General features: G+C 65.7%; 10 protein-coding genes and 7 tRNA genes. 16 read left to right on the forward strand and 1 reads right to left on the reverse strand.

Annotation, left to right across the window (positions count from 1 at the left end; genetic code table 11):
- The first annotated feature begins 92 nt into the window (after nucleotides 1-92).
- Genes dnaB through radA form a run of 3 tightly spaced genes read left to right on the forward strand, consistent with a single transcriptional unit; the run spans nucleotide 93 to nucleotide 3,914 of the window.
- The gene (gene dnaB, locus GBG68_RS01280; protein WP_152144287.1) at nucleotides 93-1,478 is read left to right on the forward strand and encodes a replicative DNA helicase; all 1,386 of its coding nucleotides are present in this window, start codon (nucleotides 93-95) and stop codon (nucleotides 1,476-1,478) included.
- A complete protein-coding gene (gene alr / locus GBG68_RS01285; RefSeq protein ID WP_152144289.1) occupies nucleotides 1,475-2,554 on the forward strand; it encodes an alanine racemase in 1,080 nt (359 codons plus the stop codon). The genes dnaB and alr overlap by 4 nt, the downstream gene beginning before the upstream one ends.
- A complete protein-coding gene (gene radA / locus GBG68_RS01290; protein WP_152144292.1) occupies nucleotides 2,547-3,914 on the forward strand; it encodes a DNA repair protein RadA in 1,368 nt (455 codons plus the stop codon). Before alr ends, radA begins: the two co-directional genes overlap by 8 nt.
- A 111-nt stretch (nucleotides 3,915-4,025) precedes the next feature.
- Here radA and folD read toward each other — a convergent pair whose 3' ends face one another.
- Entirely contained in the window at nucleotides 4,026-4,883 is an 858-nt protein-coding gene (folD, locus tag GBG68_RS01295; protein ID WP_152144294.1) for a bifunctional methylenetetrahydrofolate dehydrogenase/methenyltetrahydrofolate cyclohydrolase FolD, read from the reverse strand.
- 231 nt (nucleotides 4,884-5,114) lie between these two features.
- Here folD and GBG68_RS01300 point away from each other — a divergent pair.
- From GBG68_RS01300 to GBG68_RS01360, 13 genes are all read left to right on the forward strand, one after another.
- Nucleotides 5,115-5,191, forward strand: a tRNA-Pro gene (locus GBG68_RS01300).
- A gap of 69 nt (nucleotides 5,192-5,260) precedes the next feature.
- A tRNA-Arg gene (locus tag GBG68_RS01305) sits at nucleotides 5,261-5,337 on the forward strand.
- 39 nt (nucleotides 5,338-5,376) lie between these two features.
- A tRNA-His gene (locus GBG68_RS01310) sits at nucleotides 5,377-5,452 on the forward strand.
- A gap of 7 nt (nucleotides 5,453-5,459) precedes the next feature.
- Nucleotides 5,460-5,535 (forward strand) — tRNA-Lys (locus GBG68_RS01315).
- A gap of 141 nt (nucleotides 5,536-5,676) precedes the next feature.
- Nucleotides 5,677-5,761, forward strand: a tRNA-Leu gene (locus tag GBG68_RS01320).
- A 78-nt stretch (nucleotides 5,762-5,839) separates the two neighbouring features.
- Nucleotides 5,840-7,165: a trigger factor gene (tig, locus tag GBG68_RS01325; protein ID WP_152144296.1), complete on the forward strand. Its 1,326-nt coding sequence runs from the start codon at nucleotides 5,840-5,842 to the stop codon at nucleotides 7,163-7,165.
- A 2-nt stretch (nucleotides 7,166-7,167) separates the two neighbouring features.
- Complete coding sequence (clpP, locus tag GBG68_RS01330; protein WP_152144298.1) at nucleotides 7,168-7,812, forward strand: ATP-dependent Clp endopeptidase proteolytic subunit ClpP; 645 nt, start codon at nucleotides 7,168-7,170, stop codon at nucleotides 7,810-7,812.
- A 146-nt stretch (nucleotides 7,813-7,958) separates the two neighbouring features.
- A complete protein-coding gene (clpX, locus tag GBG68_RS01335; RefSeq protein ID WP_152144300.1) occupies nucleotides 7,959-9,236 on the forward strand; it encodes an ATP-dependent Clp protease ATP-binding subunit ClpX in 1,278 nt (425 codons plus the stop codon).
- Between the two features lie 171 nt (nucleotides 9,237-9,407).
- Nucleotides 9,408-11,852, forward strand: coding sequence for an endopeptidase La (gene lon / locus GBG68_RS01340; protein ID WP_152144301.1), 2,445 nt, complete (start codon nucleotides 9,408-9,410; stop codon nucleotides 11,850-11,852).
- 328 nt (nucleotides 11,853-12,180) lie between these two features.
- Complete coding sequence (locus tag GBG68_RS01345; RefSeq protein ID WP_152144303.1) at nucleotides 12,181-12,453, forward strand: HU family DNA-binding protein; 273 nt, start codon at nucleotides 12,181-12,183, stop codon at nucleotides 12,451-12,453.
- A 14-nt stretch (nucleotides 12,454-12,467) separates the two neighbouring features.
- Nucleotides 12,468-12,543: transfer RNA gene (locus GBG68_RS01350), tRNA-Val, on the forward strand.
- Nucleotides 12,544-12,550: 7 nt separating this feature from the next.
- Nucleotides 12,551-12,627 (forward strand) — tRNA-Asp (locus GBG68_RS01355).
- A 112-nt stretch (nucleotides 12,628-12,739) separates the two neighbouring features.
- Nucleotides 12,740-14,656, forward strand: a complete 1,917-nt coding sequence (locus tag GBG68_RS01360) for a SurA N-terminal domain-containing protein (RefSeq protein ID WP_152144305.1) — start codon at nucleotides 12,740-12,742, stop codon at nucleotides 14,654-14,656.
- Nucleotides 14,657-14,672: the final 16 nt, after the last annotated feature.

Below are 14,672 nucleotides of genomic sequence, written 5' to 3' on the forward strand. Positions count from 1 at the left end.
CTGGCTGTGACGGGGTCGCCCGCCATCCCTGGCGGGCGGCCTTAACATGCGTCACTATCGATCCGGCTGACGGATCTCCGGGGGAGTGACGAATGGCAGAGGCGCCTATCGCCGATGCGGCCATCGACAGAATCAAGACGCCGCCGCATTCCATAGAGGCCGAGCAGGCCGTGCTCGGCGGCCTGATGCTGGACAACGAGGCCTGGTTCCAGGTCTCCGACAAGCTCACCGAGGCCGATTTCTACCGTGGCGATCATCGCCGCATCTTCCTCGCCATCGCCGCGCTCGCCGAGGCGGGCAAGCCGCTGGACGTGCTCACCATCTCCGAGTGGCTGAAGGAAAACGGCCAGCTCGAGGACGCGGGTGGCCTCGGCTACCTGGGCAGTATCGCCCAGCAGACCCCCAGTGCCGCCAATATCGCCGCCTACGCCGAGATCGTCCGCGACCGTTCCGTGCGCCGTCAGTTGGTGCGCAGCGCCGACGAGATCATCGAGCTGGTCTTCGAGCAGGAAGGCCGTCCCACCCCCGAACTGCTGGAGGCCGCCGAGCAGAAGGTCTTCAAGATCGCCGAGCAGACCGGTCGCGGCCAGGACGGCTTCATCGGCGTGAAGGACATCCTGCCGGTGGTGGTGGAACGCATCGATACCCTCTACGGTCAGGACAGCACCATCACCGGTCTGGCCACCGGCTTTCACGACTTCGACCAGATGACCTCCGGCCTGCAAGCCGGCGACCTGGTGATCGTCGCCGGCCGCCCCTCCATGGGCAAGACCACCTTTGCCATGAACATCGCCGAGCATGCCGCCCTGAAGGGTGAGGCGCCGGTGGCGGTATTCAGCATGGAAATGCCCGGTGACTCGCTGGTGATGCGCATGCTCTCGTCCCTGGGGCGGGTGGAGCTGCAGAAAATTCGTACCGGCAAGCTGCTCGACGAGGACTGGCCTCGGCTGACCGGTACCATGAACCTCATGGCCAATGCCAAGCTGTTCATCGACGACTCCGCCGGCCTCAGCCCCAACGAGATGCGCGGCCGCGCGCGACGCCTCAAGCGCGAGCACGGCCTGGGGCTGATCGTGGTGGATTACCTGCAGCTGATGCAGCTGCCCGGATTCAAGGAAGGCCGTACCGCGGAGATCTCGCAGATCTCCCGCTCCCTGAAGGCCATGGCCAAGGAGCTCGACGTGCCGGTGATCGCGCTCTCCCAGCTCAACCGCTCCCTGGAGCAGCGCCCCAACAAGCGCCCGGTGATGTCGGACCTGCGTGAATCCGGCGCCATCGAGCAGGACGCCGATGTGATCACCTTCATCTACCGCGATGAGGTCTATAACGACGACAGCCCGGACAAGGGGTCGGCCGAGATCATCATCGGCAAGCAGCGTAACGGGCCCATCGGCACGGTGCGTCTGACCTTCCTGGGCAAGTACACCCGCTTTGAGAACTTCATCGAGGACGTCTACCGCGACGAGGCCTATCTGTGAGCCGCGGCACCCGGGCACTGATCGACCTGGCGGCGCTGCGCCATAACTTCGCCCTGGCCCGGGCGCACGCCGAGGGCGCGCGGGTGATGGCGGTGATCAAGGCCGGCGGCTACGGCCACGGGCTGCGGCGTACCGCCCAGGCATTGCCCGACGCGGATGCCTTCGGTGTGACCAGCCTGGAGGAGGCGCTGCCGCTGCGTGCGGCCGGCATCTCCCAACCCATCCTCCTGCTCGAAGGCATTTTCACCGACGATGAGCTGGCCGCGGCGGCGGAGCACGAGCTCTCCTTGGTGGTGCATTCCGAGTGGCAGCTCGCGGCGCTGGAGCGTTGCGAGCTGCGCGCTGCCTTCGAGTGCTGGCTGAAGATCAATTCCGGCATGAACCGTCTTGGTGTGCCGGGCGAGCAGGCCGCGGTCTTCGAGCGCCGATTGCAGGCCTGCCCCGCGGTGCGCGGCACGCCGCGGCTGATGACCCACCTGGCGGCGGCCGATGACCGGGGCGGTGCGCGCACCCCGGCGCAGTTGGAAAGCTTCCGCCGCAGCTGCGAGGGGCTCACCGGCGAGCGCTCCCTGGCCAACTCCGCCGGCCTGCTGGGCTGGCCGGCGGCCCGCGCCGACTGGGTACGCCCGGGCATCATGCTCTATGGCGTCTCGCCTTTCGTGGATGGCGGTGAGCGGCCGGACCTGCGGCCGGTGATGACCCTGGAGAGCCAGCTGATCGCCATCAACCAGTGCCGCGCCGGGGATCGTATCGGCTACGCGGGCGCCTACACCTGCCCCGAGGACATGGCCGTGGGGGTGGTGAGTATCGGCTATGGCGATGGCTACCCGCGTCATGCGTCCACCGGCACGCCGGTGCTGCTCAATGGTCGGCGCACACAGTTGCTGGGGCGGGTGTCCATGGACATGATCTGCATCGATCTGCGCGGCCAGGCTGACGCCCGGGTGCACGACCCGGTGGTGCTCTGGGGGCAGGGCCTGCCCGCCGAAGAGGTGGCGGCCGCCGCCGGCACCATTGCCTACGAACTGTTCTGTCGTCTCACCAACCGGGTGCGCTTCGAGTACCACGATGGCTAAGTCACGTACGGTTTTCGTCTGCAGTGGCTGTGGTGCCAGCAGCCCCAAGTGGGCGGGGCAGTGCGGGGATTGCGGTGAATGGAACACCTTGCAGGAGCAGGTGTTGGCCGCCGCCACGCCCCGCGCCGCCGCCGCGCCCCGGGGGCAGTACGCGGGTGATGCCGGGGTGAAGACTCTCGCCGAGGTATCCACCGAGGAAGAGGCGCGCTTTGGCACCGGCCTGCGGGAACTGGACCGAGTGCTGGGTGGGGGTCTGGTGCAGGGCGGGGTGGTGCTGCTGGGCGGCGACCCGGGTATCGGCAAGTCCACCCTGCTGTTGCAGACCGTCGCCATGCTGCCCGGGGATTTGCGCAGTCTGTATGTCACCGGGGAGGAATCCCTGCGCCAGGTGGGCCTGCGGGCGCGGCGCCTGGGTGTTGCCGCCGAGCGCATGCAGGTGCTGGCCGAGACCTCGGTGGAGGCCATCGTCGACGCGGCGCGTGCGGCGCGTCCGCAGGTGCTGGTGGTGGATTCGATCCAGACCGTGTTCAGCGAGAACCTGCAGTCCGCGCCCGGCTCCGTGAGCCAGGTGCGTGAAGCCGCGGCGCATCTGGTGCGCTACGCCAAGCAAAGCGGCACGGCGCTGTTCCTGGTGGGCCATGTTACCAAGGAGGGGGCACTGGCTGGCCCCCGGGTGCTGGAGCACATGGTGGACACGGTGCTGTATTTCGAGAGCGAATCCGGCAGCCGTTTCCGCCTGCTGCGGGCGGTGAAGAACCGTTTTGGCGCGGCCAACGAGCTGGGCGTGTTCGCCATGGACGAGGCGGGGCTGAAGGAGGTGAAGAACCCTTCGGCGATCTTCCTCTCCCGCCATGACGAGCCGGTGGCGGGGAGCGTGATCACCGTCACCCGGGAGGGCAGCCGCCCGTTGTTGGTGGAGGTGCAGGCCCTGGTGGCCGACAGCGCCATGAGCAATCCGCGCCGGGTGGCGCTGGGGGTGGATGCCAACCGCCTGTCCATGCTGCTGGCGGTGCTGCAGCGCCATGGCACGGTGCAGATGCACGGCCAGGACATCTTCCTCAATGTGGTGGGCGGCGTGCGTCTGAGCGAGACCGCCAGCGACCTGCCCAGCCTCATGGCGGTGCTTTCCAGCTTCCGCGACCGGCCCGTGCCGCAGGATTGCGTGGTATTCGGCGAGGTGGGGCTGGCCGGCGAGATTCGCCCGGTGCCCAATGGCGAGGAGCGGCTGCGGGAGGCCGCCAAGCATGGTTTTCGCCGGGCCGTGGTGCCGTACAAGAACGCTCCCCGGGGCAAGGGGCCCCAGGGCATGGAGGTGGTGCCGGTGCGCCGCCTGGCCGAGGCGGTGGCGGCGTTGTTCTAGGGTGTTTTAACCACAGAGGAGCAGAGTTACACAGAGGAAGACATGCCTGGTTTCCTTGCCAGCTTTAATCTCCTCTGTGCTCTCTGTGGTAAATCCCCACCCCTGCAGGAGTCAGCCTCCGTCCCGGGCCTCCGCCGCATCGACGGTGTTGCTCAGCAGGGTGGCCACGGTCATCGGCCCGACACCGCCGGGCACCGGCGTGATCCAGCTCGCTCGCTCGGCGGCGCTGTCGAATTCCACATCCCCTCGCAGCTTGCCGTCCTCGCCGCGGTTGATCCCCACGTCGATGACGATCGCCCCGGGCTTGATCCACTCGCCGGGCACGAAGTGGGTGCGCCCCACGGCGGCCACCACCAGATCGGCGCGGGCGACTTTCGCCTGCAGATCCCGGCTGCGGCTGTGGCAGACGGTGGGGGTGCAGCGGGCGTTCAACAGTTCCAGGGCCATGGGGCGGCCGACGATGTTGGACTGGCCGATGATCACCGCATCCAGGCCCGCGAGCTCCACCCCGGCGTGCTCGAGCATGATCATCACACCCCGCGGCGTGCAGGGGCGCGGCCCCGGCAAGCGCTGGACCAATCGACCCATATTGATGGGATGAAAGCCATCCACGTCCTTGTCCGGATGGATGTGTTGAATGACGGTGTTCTCGTCCAGATGGGCGGGCAGCGGCAACTGCACCAGGATGCCGTCCACCGCCGGGTCGGCGTTGAGCCGATCGATCAGCGCCAGCAGATCGCTCATGGACGTCTCGGCGGGCAGGTCGTGTTCATAGGAGGCGATACCCACTTCCGCGCAGCCCCGGCGCTTGCTGCCCACATACACCTTCGAGGCCGGGTCATCACCCACCAGTACCACGGCCAGCCCCGGTTGGCGCAGGCCGCGCGCCGCGCGCTCGTCGCAGCGGGCCTTGAGGCGGATACGCAGATCGGCCGCGATGGCCTTGCCGTCGAGGATGTGCGCCGTCATAAAAGCAGTCCTGTCTGTGGGGCTTCGAAGAAGGAGCGGATTTTCGCACGGGTCGGCCGGGGCGTCACCCCGGTACGGGCTCGCCCCGCGGGGCGGAATAAATCGGTGTCTTGCTTGCACCACCGGGCGCGGGGATGGATAATCGCCCGACGTTTGACGGCCGATGCCCGGCCACGTATTATGCGCGCCTCGTTCGAACGGCGGCACGCTGCGGGGCGGCAACGGTCATCGCGGGGTGTAGCGCAGCCTGGTAGCGCTCCTGCTTTGGGAGCAGGAAGTCGGGGGTTCGAATCCCTCCACCCCGACCAATCCGGTAACCGGGCGGGGCGCGAGGTGTCGGTCGAGCCGAGGGGCTTGAGGTAGACTTGCAAGACCGCGCGCCCGTAGCTCAACCGGATAGAGCATCGGCCTTCTAAGCCGGCGGTTGCAGGTTCGAGTCCTGCCGGGCGCGCCATTAGCGCGGCGGGACATCCGGTGAAAGCCGGGAATAATGGTGGGCGTAGCTCAGTTGGTAGAGCTCCGGATTGTGGCTCCGGCGGTCGTGGGTTCAAATCCCATCGCTCACCCCATTTTCTTGGGCCATTAGCTCAATTGGTAGAGCAGCTGACTCTTAATCAGTTGGTTCTAGGTTCGAGTCCTAGATGGCCCACCAATTCAACGGCTTGCAGCTTGCTGCAAGCCGTTTTTTGTTGTGCCGGCGTGGCCGCGCCGGACTTGGGTTTAGTTGCGGCGGCTTGACGCATATAATGTCCGGCTCAGTGCGTGTCGGGTATGGGCCTGGCGGGCGCGGAAGGCGAAAGTGGCGGAACTGGTAGACGCGCTGGATTTAGGTTCCAGTGGGGCAACCCGTGGGAGTTCGAGTCTCCCCTTTCGCACCAGAATGTTCTCCCGGTGGGGCCCGCGGCTCGGCCGGATTGTGAGATCTCCGAATTCATACCGGGATTGAGGTGCACTCGATGCAAGTGTCTGTGGAAACGACCCAGGGTCTGGAACGCCGGATGACGGTACAGCTGCCGTCCGAGCGCGTCGATACGGAAGTGGACAAGCGGCTGCGTGACATGCGCGGCCAGGTGCGCATGGACGGCTTCCGCCCGGGCAAGGTCCCGCTGAAGGTCGTCGAGAAGCGCTACGGTTCCCAGGTGCGCGGCGAAGTGCTGAGCGAAGTGCTGCAGCAGAGCTACGCCGAGGCGCTGGATCAGGAATCCCTGCGCCCGGCGGGGGCGCCCGCCATCGAGCCCACCCAGACCGACGCCGGCAAGGACCTGGAATACGTCGCCACCTTCGAGATCATGCCCGACGTGGACGTGCAGGGCCTGGACAAGCTCAAGGTGGAGCGCCCGGTGGCCGAGATCGGTGATGCCGACATCGACAAGGTGCTGGACAACCTGCGCAAGCAGTCCGCCGAGTACAAGCCGGTCAAGCGCAAGGCGAAGGAAGGCGATCGGGTGACGATCGACTTCGTCGGCAAGATCGACGGCGAGGACTTCTCCGGCAACAAGGGCGAGGACACCCCGGTGACCATCGGTTCAGGCCAGATGCCTCCGGAGTTCGAGAAGGCCATGAAGGGCGTCAAGCCCGAGGAGGAGAAGGAGGTCGAGTACACCTTCCCCGAGAACTTCCCCGACCCGGAAGTGGCCGGCAAGACCGCCGTGTTCTCGGTGACGATCAAGGCCGTGGACGGGCCCGTGCTGCCCGACGCCGATGACGCCTTCGCCGAGACGGTGGGCATCAAGGAAGGCGGCATCGCCCAGCTGCGCGAGCAGATCAAGCAGGGCCTGGAGCGTGAGCGTGACCAGGTGATCGGCATGCGCCTCAAGCGCCAGATCATGGAGCAGCTCTCCGAGGCCAACCAGGGGCTGGAGCTGCCCCGCGTGCTGGTGGACGGCGAGATCGACGCCCTGCGCAAGCAGGCCGAGGAGCAGCTGCGCCGTGCGGGCCAGGAGCCCACCGAGGATCAGCTCAACAACGCCGAGTACGAGGATGATGCCCGCCGCCGTGTGGTACTGGGCCTGGTGGTCAACGCCATCATCCGCGACAACGACATCAAGCTCGACCAGGACAAGGTGCGCGAGCGCCTGCAGCAGATCGCCAGCGGCTATGAGCAGCCCCAGCAGGTGATGCAGTACTACATGCAGAACCGCCAGATGATGGAGAGCCTGGAAGTGGCCGCGCTGGAAGATCAGGTGGTTGACTGGGCGATGGAACGGGCCAAGGTCGAGGACAAGACCAGCAGCTTCGAGCAACTCATGCAGGGCGGTGACGAGGCCGCCTCCGAGGAGTGATCATGACCAGCGATCGCAGCAACGGCGCCCTGGGCGCCGCCGCCACCGGCCTGGTGCCGATGGTGGTGGAGCAGACCGCGCGCGGCGAGCGGGCCTACGATATCTACTCGCGCCTGCTCAAGGAGCGGGTGATCTTCGTGGTCGGCCCGGTGGAAGACTACATGGCCAACCTGATCGTCGCGCAGCTGCTGTTCCTGGAGTCCGAGAACCCGGACAAGGACATCCATCTGTACATCAACTCGCCAGGCGGCGTGGTCACAGCCGGCATGGCCATCTACGACACCATGCAGTTCATCAAGCCCGACGTGAGCACCATGTGCCTGGGTCAGGCAGCGAGCATGGGCGCCTTCCTGCTGGCCGGTGGCGCCGCGGGCAAGCGCTTCTGCCTGCCCAACTCGCGGATGATGATCCATCAGCCCCTGGGCGGTTTCCAGGGCCAGGCTTCTGATATCGACATCCATGCCCGCGAGATCCTGTCCATGCGCGAGCGCCTCAACCGCCTGCTGGCGCACCACACCGGCCAGGACATGGAAACCATCGAGCGCGACACCGAGCGGGACAACTTCATGGGCCCGGAGGCCGCGGTGAACTACGGGCTGGTGGACGCTGTCCTAAAAGATAGAAGCAGTCTGGCGAGCCAGGGTTGATCGGGTACAGAACGGCCGGTTTTCCCGGCCGTTTTACTGTGGGCACCGGGCAGTATTCCGCGGGCCGCAGCGTGTCCGGCTTGCTTGCGCGACTGTCAAAAAATAGGCATGGTTTAAGCCAGTACCCCGCGTACCGAGGGCAATAGATGAGCGACAGAGAAAAGGGCAAGGGCGACGACAGCGGCAAGCTGCTGTATTGCTCCTTCTGCGGCAAGAGCCAGCACGAGGTGCGCAAGCTGATTGCGGGCCCGTCGGTGTTCGTCTGCGACGAATGCGTGGAGCTGTGCAATGACATCATCCGCGAGGAGATGCAGGAGCAGTCCACTGCCATGGGTTCGCGGCTACCCAAGCCGCACGAGATCAAGAACGTGCTCGATGAGTACGTGATCGGTCAGGAACAGGCCAAGAAGGTCCTGGCCGTGGCCGTGTACAACCACTACAAGCGCATGGAGGCTTCCCAGGGCAAGGGTGAGGTGGAATTGGCGAAGAGCAACATCCTGCTCATCGGCCCCACCGGCTCCGGCAAGACCCTGCTGGCTGAAACCCTGGCGCGCCTGCTGGATGTGCCCTTTACCATCGCCGACGCCACCACGCTCACCGAAGCGGGCTACGTGGGTGAGGATGTAGAGAACATCATCCAGAAGCTGCTGCAGAAGTGCGATTACGATGTGGAGAAGGCCCAGACCGGCATCGTCTACATCGACGAGATCGACAAGGTCTCGCGCAAGGCCGACAACCCCTCCATCACCCGGGACGTCTCGGGCGAGGGCGTGCAGCAGGCACTGCTCAAACTGATCGAGGGCACCGTGGCCTCGGTGCCGCCCCAGGGCGGGCGTAAACACCCGCAGCAGGAATTCCTGCAGGTGCATACCCACAACATCCTGTTCATCGTCGGCGGTGCCTTCGCCGGCCTGGACAAGGTGATCCGGGACCGCTCCGAGAAGGGCGGCATCGGCTTCTCCGCCTCCGTCAAGAGCAAGGACGAGCACCGCAGTGTCGGCGAGATTCTGCACGAGGTGGAGCCGGAGGACCTGATCAAGTACGGGCTGATCCCCGAGTTCGTCGGCCGACTGCCCGTGGTGGCGACGCTGGAGGAACTCGACGAGGATGCCTTGATTCAGATCCTGCGCGAGCCGAAGAACGCCATCACCAAGCAGTACCAGAAGCTGTTCGACATGGAAGGGGCGGAGCTGGAGTTCCGCGAGGACGCCCTGCGGGCTGTGGCCCACAAGGCCATGGAGCGCAAGACCGGTGCCCGCGGGCTGCGCACCATCCTCGAGCACGTGCTGCTGGACACCATGTACGAGTTGCCCTCCATGGAGAACGTGGGCAAGGTTGTGGTGGATGACGCGGTGATACGGGGCGAGACCAGCCCGTACATCATCTACGAGGGGGCGGACCAGCCCAGGGCCGCTTCCGATTGATGCCCCGACGCCGCGCCCGACACCCGCCGAAGGGTGTCGGGCGCGTAGTCCTGTCCGGTGCGGGAGCGCTGTTTTCGTTGAAAGCCGTTCCCCACAGCCGCATTACCTGAATGCGCAGCCGTGCCCGCATCGGCACTCTTTCCCGATCATGAGCGAGGACTCGTTCTGTCTATGGCGCGTAGAAATTCCCCATCCGATATCGTGCAGGGTTCCGTGGACCTGGCGCCGGTGTTGCCGCTGCGAGACGTAGTGGTCTATCCCCACATGGTCATCCCGTTGTTCGTGGGCCGGGACAAGTCCATCCGCGCCCTGGAGGCGGCCATGGAGGATGACAAGCGCATCCTGCTGGTAGCCCAGACCGGAGCCGAGATCGACGATCCCGCCGAGGATGAGCTCTACCAGGTGGGCACGCTCTCCAGCATCCTGCAGATGCTCAAGCTCCCGGACGGCACGGTGAAGGTGCTGGTGGAGGGCGTGCAGCGGGCGGACATGATCAGTTTGACCGAGCACGACGGCTACTACGTCGCCCAGGTGCGCGAACAGTCCGAGCCCACCGTGGACGAGGATCGTGAGCTGGAGGTGCTGGCCCGCTCGGTGAACAGCCAGTTCGAGCAGTACGTCAAGCTCAACAAGAAGGTGCCGCCGGAAATCCTGAGCTCTCTCGCCGGCATCGAGGAGCCGGGGCGTCTGGCCGATACCATCGCCGCCCACATGACCCTGAAGGTCGAGGAGAAGCAGCGCATCCTGGAGATCCAGGACGTGCGCGAGCGCCTGGAGCACCTGATGGCCCTGGTGGAAGGCGAGATCGATGTGCAGCAGATCGAGAAGCGCATTCGTGGTCGCGTGAAGCAGCAGATGGAGAAGAGCCAGCGCGAGTACTACCTCAACGAGCAGATGAAGGCCATCCAGAAGGAACTGGGTGAGATGGAAGAGGGTGCCGGCGAAATCGACGAGCTGGAGAAGCGCATCGCCGAAGCCGGCATGAGCAAGGAAGCCCGCGAGAAGGCCGAAGGGGAACTGAAGAAGCTCAAGCAGATGTCGCCCATGTCGGCGGAAGCCACCGTGGTGCGCAACTACCTTGAAACCATGATCAACGTGCCCTGGAAAAAGCGGACCCGGGTGCGCAAGGACCTGGCCGCCGCCGAGCTGGTGCTGGAAGAGGATCATTACGGCCTGGAGAAGGTCAAGGACCGCATTCTCGAGTACCTGGCCGTGCAGCAGCGGGTGCGCAAGCTGAAAGGCCCGATCCTGTGCCTGGTCGGCCCGCCGGGGGTGGGCAAGACCTCATTGGGCAAATCCATCGCGCGGGCCACCAACCGCAAGTTCGTGCGCATGGCGCTGGGCGGGGTGCGTGACGAGGCCGAGATCCGCGGCCATCGGCGGACCTACATCGGCTCGCTGCCGGGCAAGATCATCCAGAACCTGTCCCGGGTGGAGTCTCGCAACCCGCTGTTCCTGCTCGATGAAATCGACAAGATGGCCATGGACTTCCGTGGCGATCCGGCCTCCGCCCTGCTGGAAGTGCTGGACCCGGAACAGAATGCCGCCTTCAACGACCATTACCTGGAAGTGGATTTCGATCTCTCCGATGTGATGTTCGTGGCCACCGCCAACACCATGAACATTCCCGGGCCGCTGCTGGACCGCATGGAAGTGATCCGCCTGGCCGGCTACACCGAGGACGAGAAGCTCAACATCGCCCGGCGCTATCTGGTGCCCAAGCAGATGAAGCAGAATGGGCTCAAGGACAAGGAGCTGGAGATCAGCGACGCCGCGGTGCGCGACATCATCCGCTACTACACCCGCGAGGCGGGCGTGCGCAATCTGGAGCGGGAGATCGCCAAGATCTGCCGCAAGGTGGTCAAGGCTCTGGCGCTGGACGCCGAGCTGGCCGCTCAGCGAGTCACCGTCAGCGACGAAAACCTGGGCGACTACCTGGGCGTGCGTCGGCATCGTTACGGCAAGGCGGAAGAGAACGATCAGGTGGGCCAGGTCACCGGGCTTGCCTGGACCGAGGTGGGCGGCGAGTTGCTGACCATCGAGTCCGCGGTGGTACCTGGCAAGGGCAAGCTGACCCATACGGGGCAGCTGGGCGATGTGATGCGCGAGTCCATACAGGCCGCCATGACCGTGGTGCGCAGCCGCAGCGCGGCGTTGGGTATCAGCGCCGATTTCCACCAGAAGTACGACATTCACGTCCATGTGCCGGAAGGGGCAATCCCCAAGGACGGCCCCAGCGCCGGTATCGGCATGTGCACCTCGCTGGTCTCCGCGCTCACCCGTATCCCGGTGCGCGCCGACGTGGCCATGACCGGCGAGATCACCCTGCGCGGTGAAGTGCTACCCATCGGTGGGCTCAAGGAGAAGCTCCTGGCGGCTCACCGGGGTGGGGTCACCACGGCCCTCATTCCGGCCGAGAACGAAAAGGACCTTGTTGATATTCCAGAGAATATTCGTTCGGCCCTGGACGTTCGCCCGGTGCGTTGGATTGACCAGGTGCTGGACGTGGCGTTGGCCTCGCAGCCGGTGCCGCTTGCCGAAGGAGATGTCAAGGTGCAGGAGGCGGGTGACGGCAAGAGCGCCAAATCGTCCGAAGATGCCGCCAGGGCGCATTAAACAAAGCTCCGACGGCGTGACGGGCTTTGTTGACACTGCGAAAACAGCCCTGCTATAAACTGAGGCCATCGGCAGGTGGCGCCGCGCAAGCAGCCTGCCGATTTTCTTGATACCGGGGGGCGCGGGTCGACAGGGATAGCTGATGTGCCCGTTGGCCGGGGAAGGCGATGAACCAGGGAATGCCCTAACCGCTTGTCCCACAAGACTCGGAGATATAGGATGGCCAAGGCTTGCCGAAAGGGCTAACCGTCCAAGGCCAACCATCTACTGCAGAAGGTCTCCGGGAAACTTGTCGTCCGCGAGAACAACACCAAGGGGAAGCTAGGTAATGAACAAGTCTGAACTGATTGACGCCGTAGCCCAGTCCGCTGATATTTCCAAGGCCGCCGCCGGTCGTGCTGTTGACGCGCTGGTGCAGTCGGTTACCGACGCACTGAAGGAAGGCGACCAGGTTACCCTGGTGGGCTTCGGCACCTTCACCGTGCGCGAGCGCGCCGCGCGCTCCGGCCGCAACCCGCGCACCGGGCAGACCATCAACATCGCCGCTTCCAAGGTTCCGGCGTTCAAGGCTGGCAAAGCCCTGAAGGACGCTGTAAACTAGCGCACCTTACTCTCGGGTGGTTAGCTCAGCTGGGAGAGCGTCGCCCTTACAAGGCGAATGTCGGGGGTTCGATCCCCTCACCACCCACCAAGAGTTCGGAGCGGTAGTTCAGTTGGTTAGAATACCGGCCTGTCACGCCGGGGGTCGCGGGTTCGAGTCCCGTCCGCTCCGCCAACTTTAAGCACGAAAGGCGCCTCCGGGCGCCTTTTTTGCGTCCGGCCCCGCCCTGAACTATGCTCGCCCGCTACATTCGAATTCGTAAAAGCCTTCGCAGGAATCAGCCACCATGTTGCAGCAGATCCGGGAACGCGCCACGGGATGGATCCTCTGGGTCATCATCATTCTGATCGGTGTGCCCTTCGCCTTCTTCGGGGTCTATAACTACCTCTCCGGCCCGCCGGCTTCGGTGGCGGCCAAGGTGGACGGGGTGGAGATTCCCCTGAGTGCCCTGAACAACGCCTACCAGCAGCAGCGCCAGCGCCTGGAGCAAATCTTCGGCGGGCAGCTGGACCCATCCCTGATCGACCAGGATAGCCTGCGCCGTGAGGCCCTGGAGCAATTGATCGACCAAGCGGTGCTCAACGCCTATGTGGCCAAAGGCGCCTTCGCCGTATCCGATGCGGCGCTCGCCCGGGTGATTCGCAGCCAGGAATATTTCCAGGCCGATGGCCGCTTCTCCCGCGAGCGTTACGAAACCACTCTTGCGCGCGCCGGACTGAGCTCCGCCGACTACGAGCGCCGAACTCGCCGTTCGGAAATGGTGGGCCAGCTGCAGGGTGGCGTATACGGCAGCGCCTTCGTCACCGACGCCGCCATCGAGCGCCTGCTAGCGCTGCAGAGCCAGGAGCGCGAGATCAGCTACCTACGGGTTTCCGCCGCCCCTTGGCTGGAACGCGTGAGCGTGGAACCGGCGGAAATCGAAGCCTGGTACGAGGAGCATCCGCAGGCTTTCCGCACGCCGGAGCGCCTGCGCATCGCCTATGTGCCGCTCAGTGCGGAGCAGCTGATGGACGAGGCGGATCTGGACGAGCAGACCGTGCGCGCCCGCTACGAGGAGCTCAAGGCGAGCCGTTACACCGAGGGTGGCACCCGGCGGGTGAGGCATATCCTGCTGGAGTTGCCCGAAGAGGCCTCGGAGCAGGATCTGGCGCGGGTGCAGGCGCGTATGGATGAGCTTGAGGCCCGACTCGCCGATGGCGCGGATTTCGCCGAGCTGGCGCGGGAGTATTCCCAGGATCCCGGTTCCGCAGCCCAGGGCGGGGACCTGGGACAGTTGCTGCCGGGCCTGATGGTGCGGCCCTTTGAAGAGGCGGCCAAGGCGCTAGCCGAGGGTGAAGTGAGCGAGCCGGTGCGCACCCAGTTCGGTCTGCACCTGATCAAGGCCACCGAGGTCGCGCCTGGCCAGGTTACGCCCTTCGAGCAGGTGCGCGACGAGCTGCGCCGGGAGCTCGCCCGGGAACAGCTCGCCAGCCGCCTCTACCAGCTGGGCAACGAGCTTGAGAACCTGGCCTACGAACAGCCCGACAGTCTGCAGCCCGCCGCCGACGCCCTGGGCCTGGAGGTGCAGCAGAGCGCGTGGTTCACCCGCGAGCAGGGCGAGGGTATTGCCGCGGCGCAGGCCGTGCGCGAGGCCGCTTTCGGTGAGGAAGTGCTGGGGGCGCGCCGCAACAGCCGCCTGATCGAGCTGGAGGATGGCCGACTGCTGGTGCTGCGGGTCGCCGAGCACGAGCCCGCCGGGCGCCAGCCGCTTGAAGAAGTGGACGAAGAGATCGCCCAGCGGGTGCGCCAGGAGAAGGCCGCCGAGCGGGCCGCGGCGCAGCTGGGCGAGCTGCAGGCGCGTCTGGAGAAGGGCGAGAGCCTGCAGGCTCTCGCCGCCGCCGAAGACGGGGTGGAATACGTGGACGCCGGGCGGGTTGGCCGGGCGAGCGACGAGCATCCGGCGGAATTGCTGAGCCGTGCCTTCGAGCTGGGTCGCCCGAGCGGGGACGAGCCTCTGCGCACTCAGGTGGCGCTGCCGGGCGGGGACCAGGCCCTGCTGCAGGTCAGTGCGGTGCACGATGGCACCGGCGAGGAACTGTCCGATGAGGCGCGCGCCCAATGGCGCCAGCAGCTTGCCGGCATGGAGGGCAATGCCGAACTGGCCGCGCTGGTGCAGGCACTGCGCGCCCGCGCCGATATCACGGTCTACGAGAACCGCCTGTAGGGCGAAAGCCCTTCGT

It is taken from the genome of Alkalilimnicola sp. S0819, assembly GCF_009295635.1.
Lineage (GTDB): Bacteria > Pseudomonadota > Gammaproteobacteria > Nitrococcales > WHIW01 > S0819.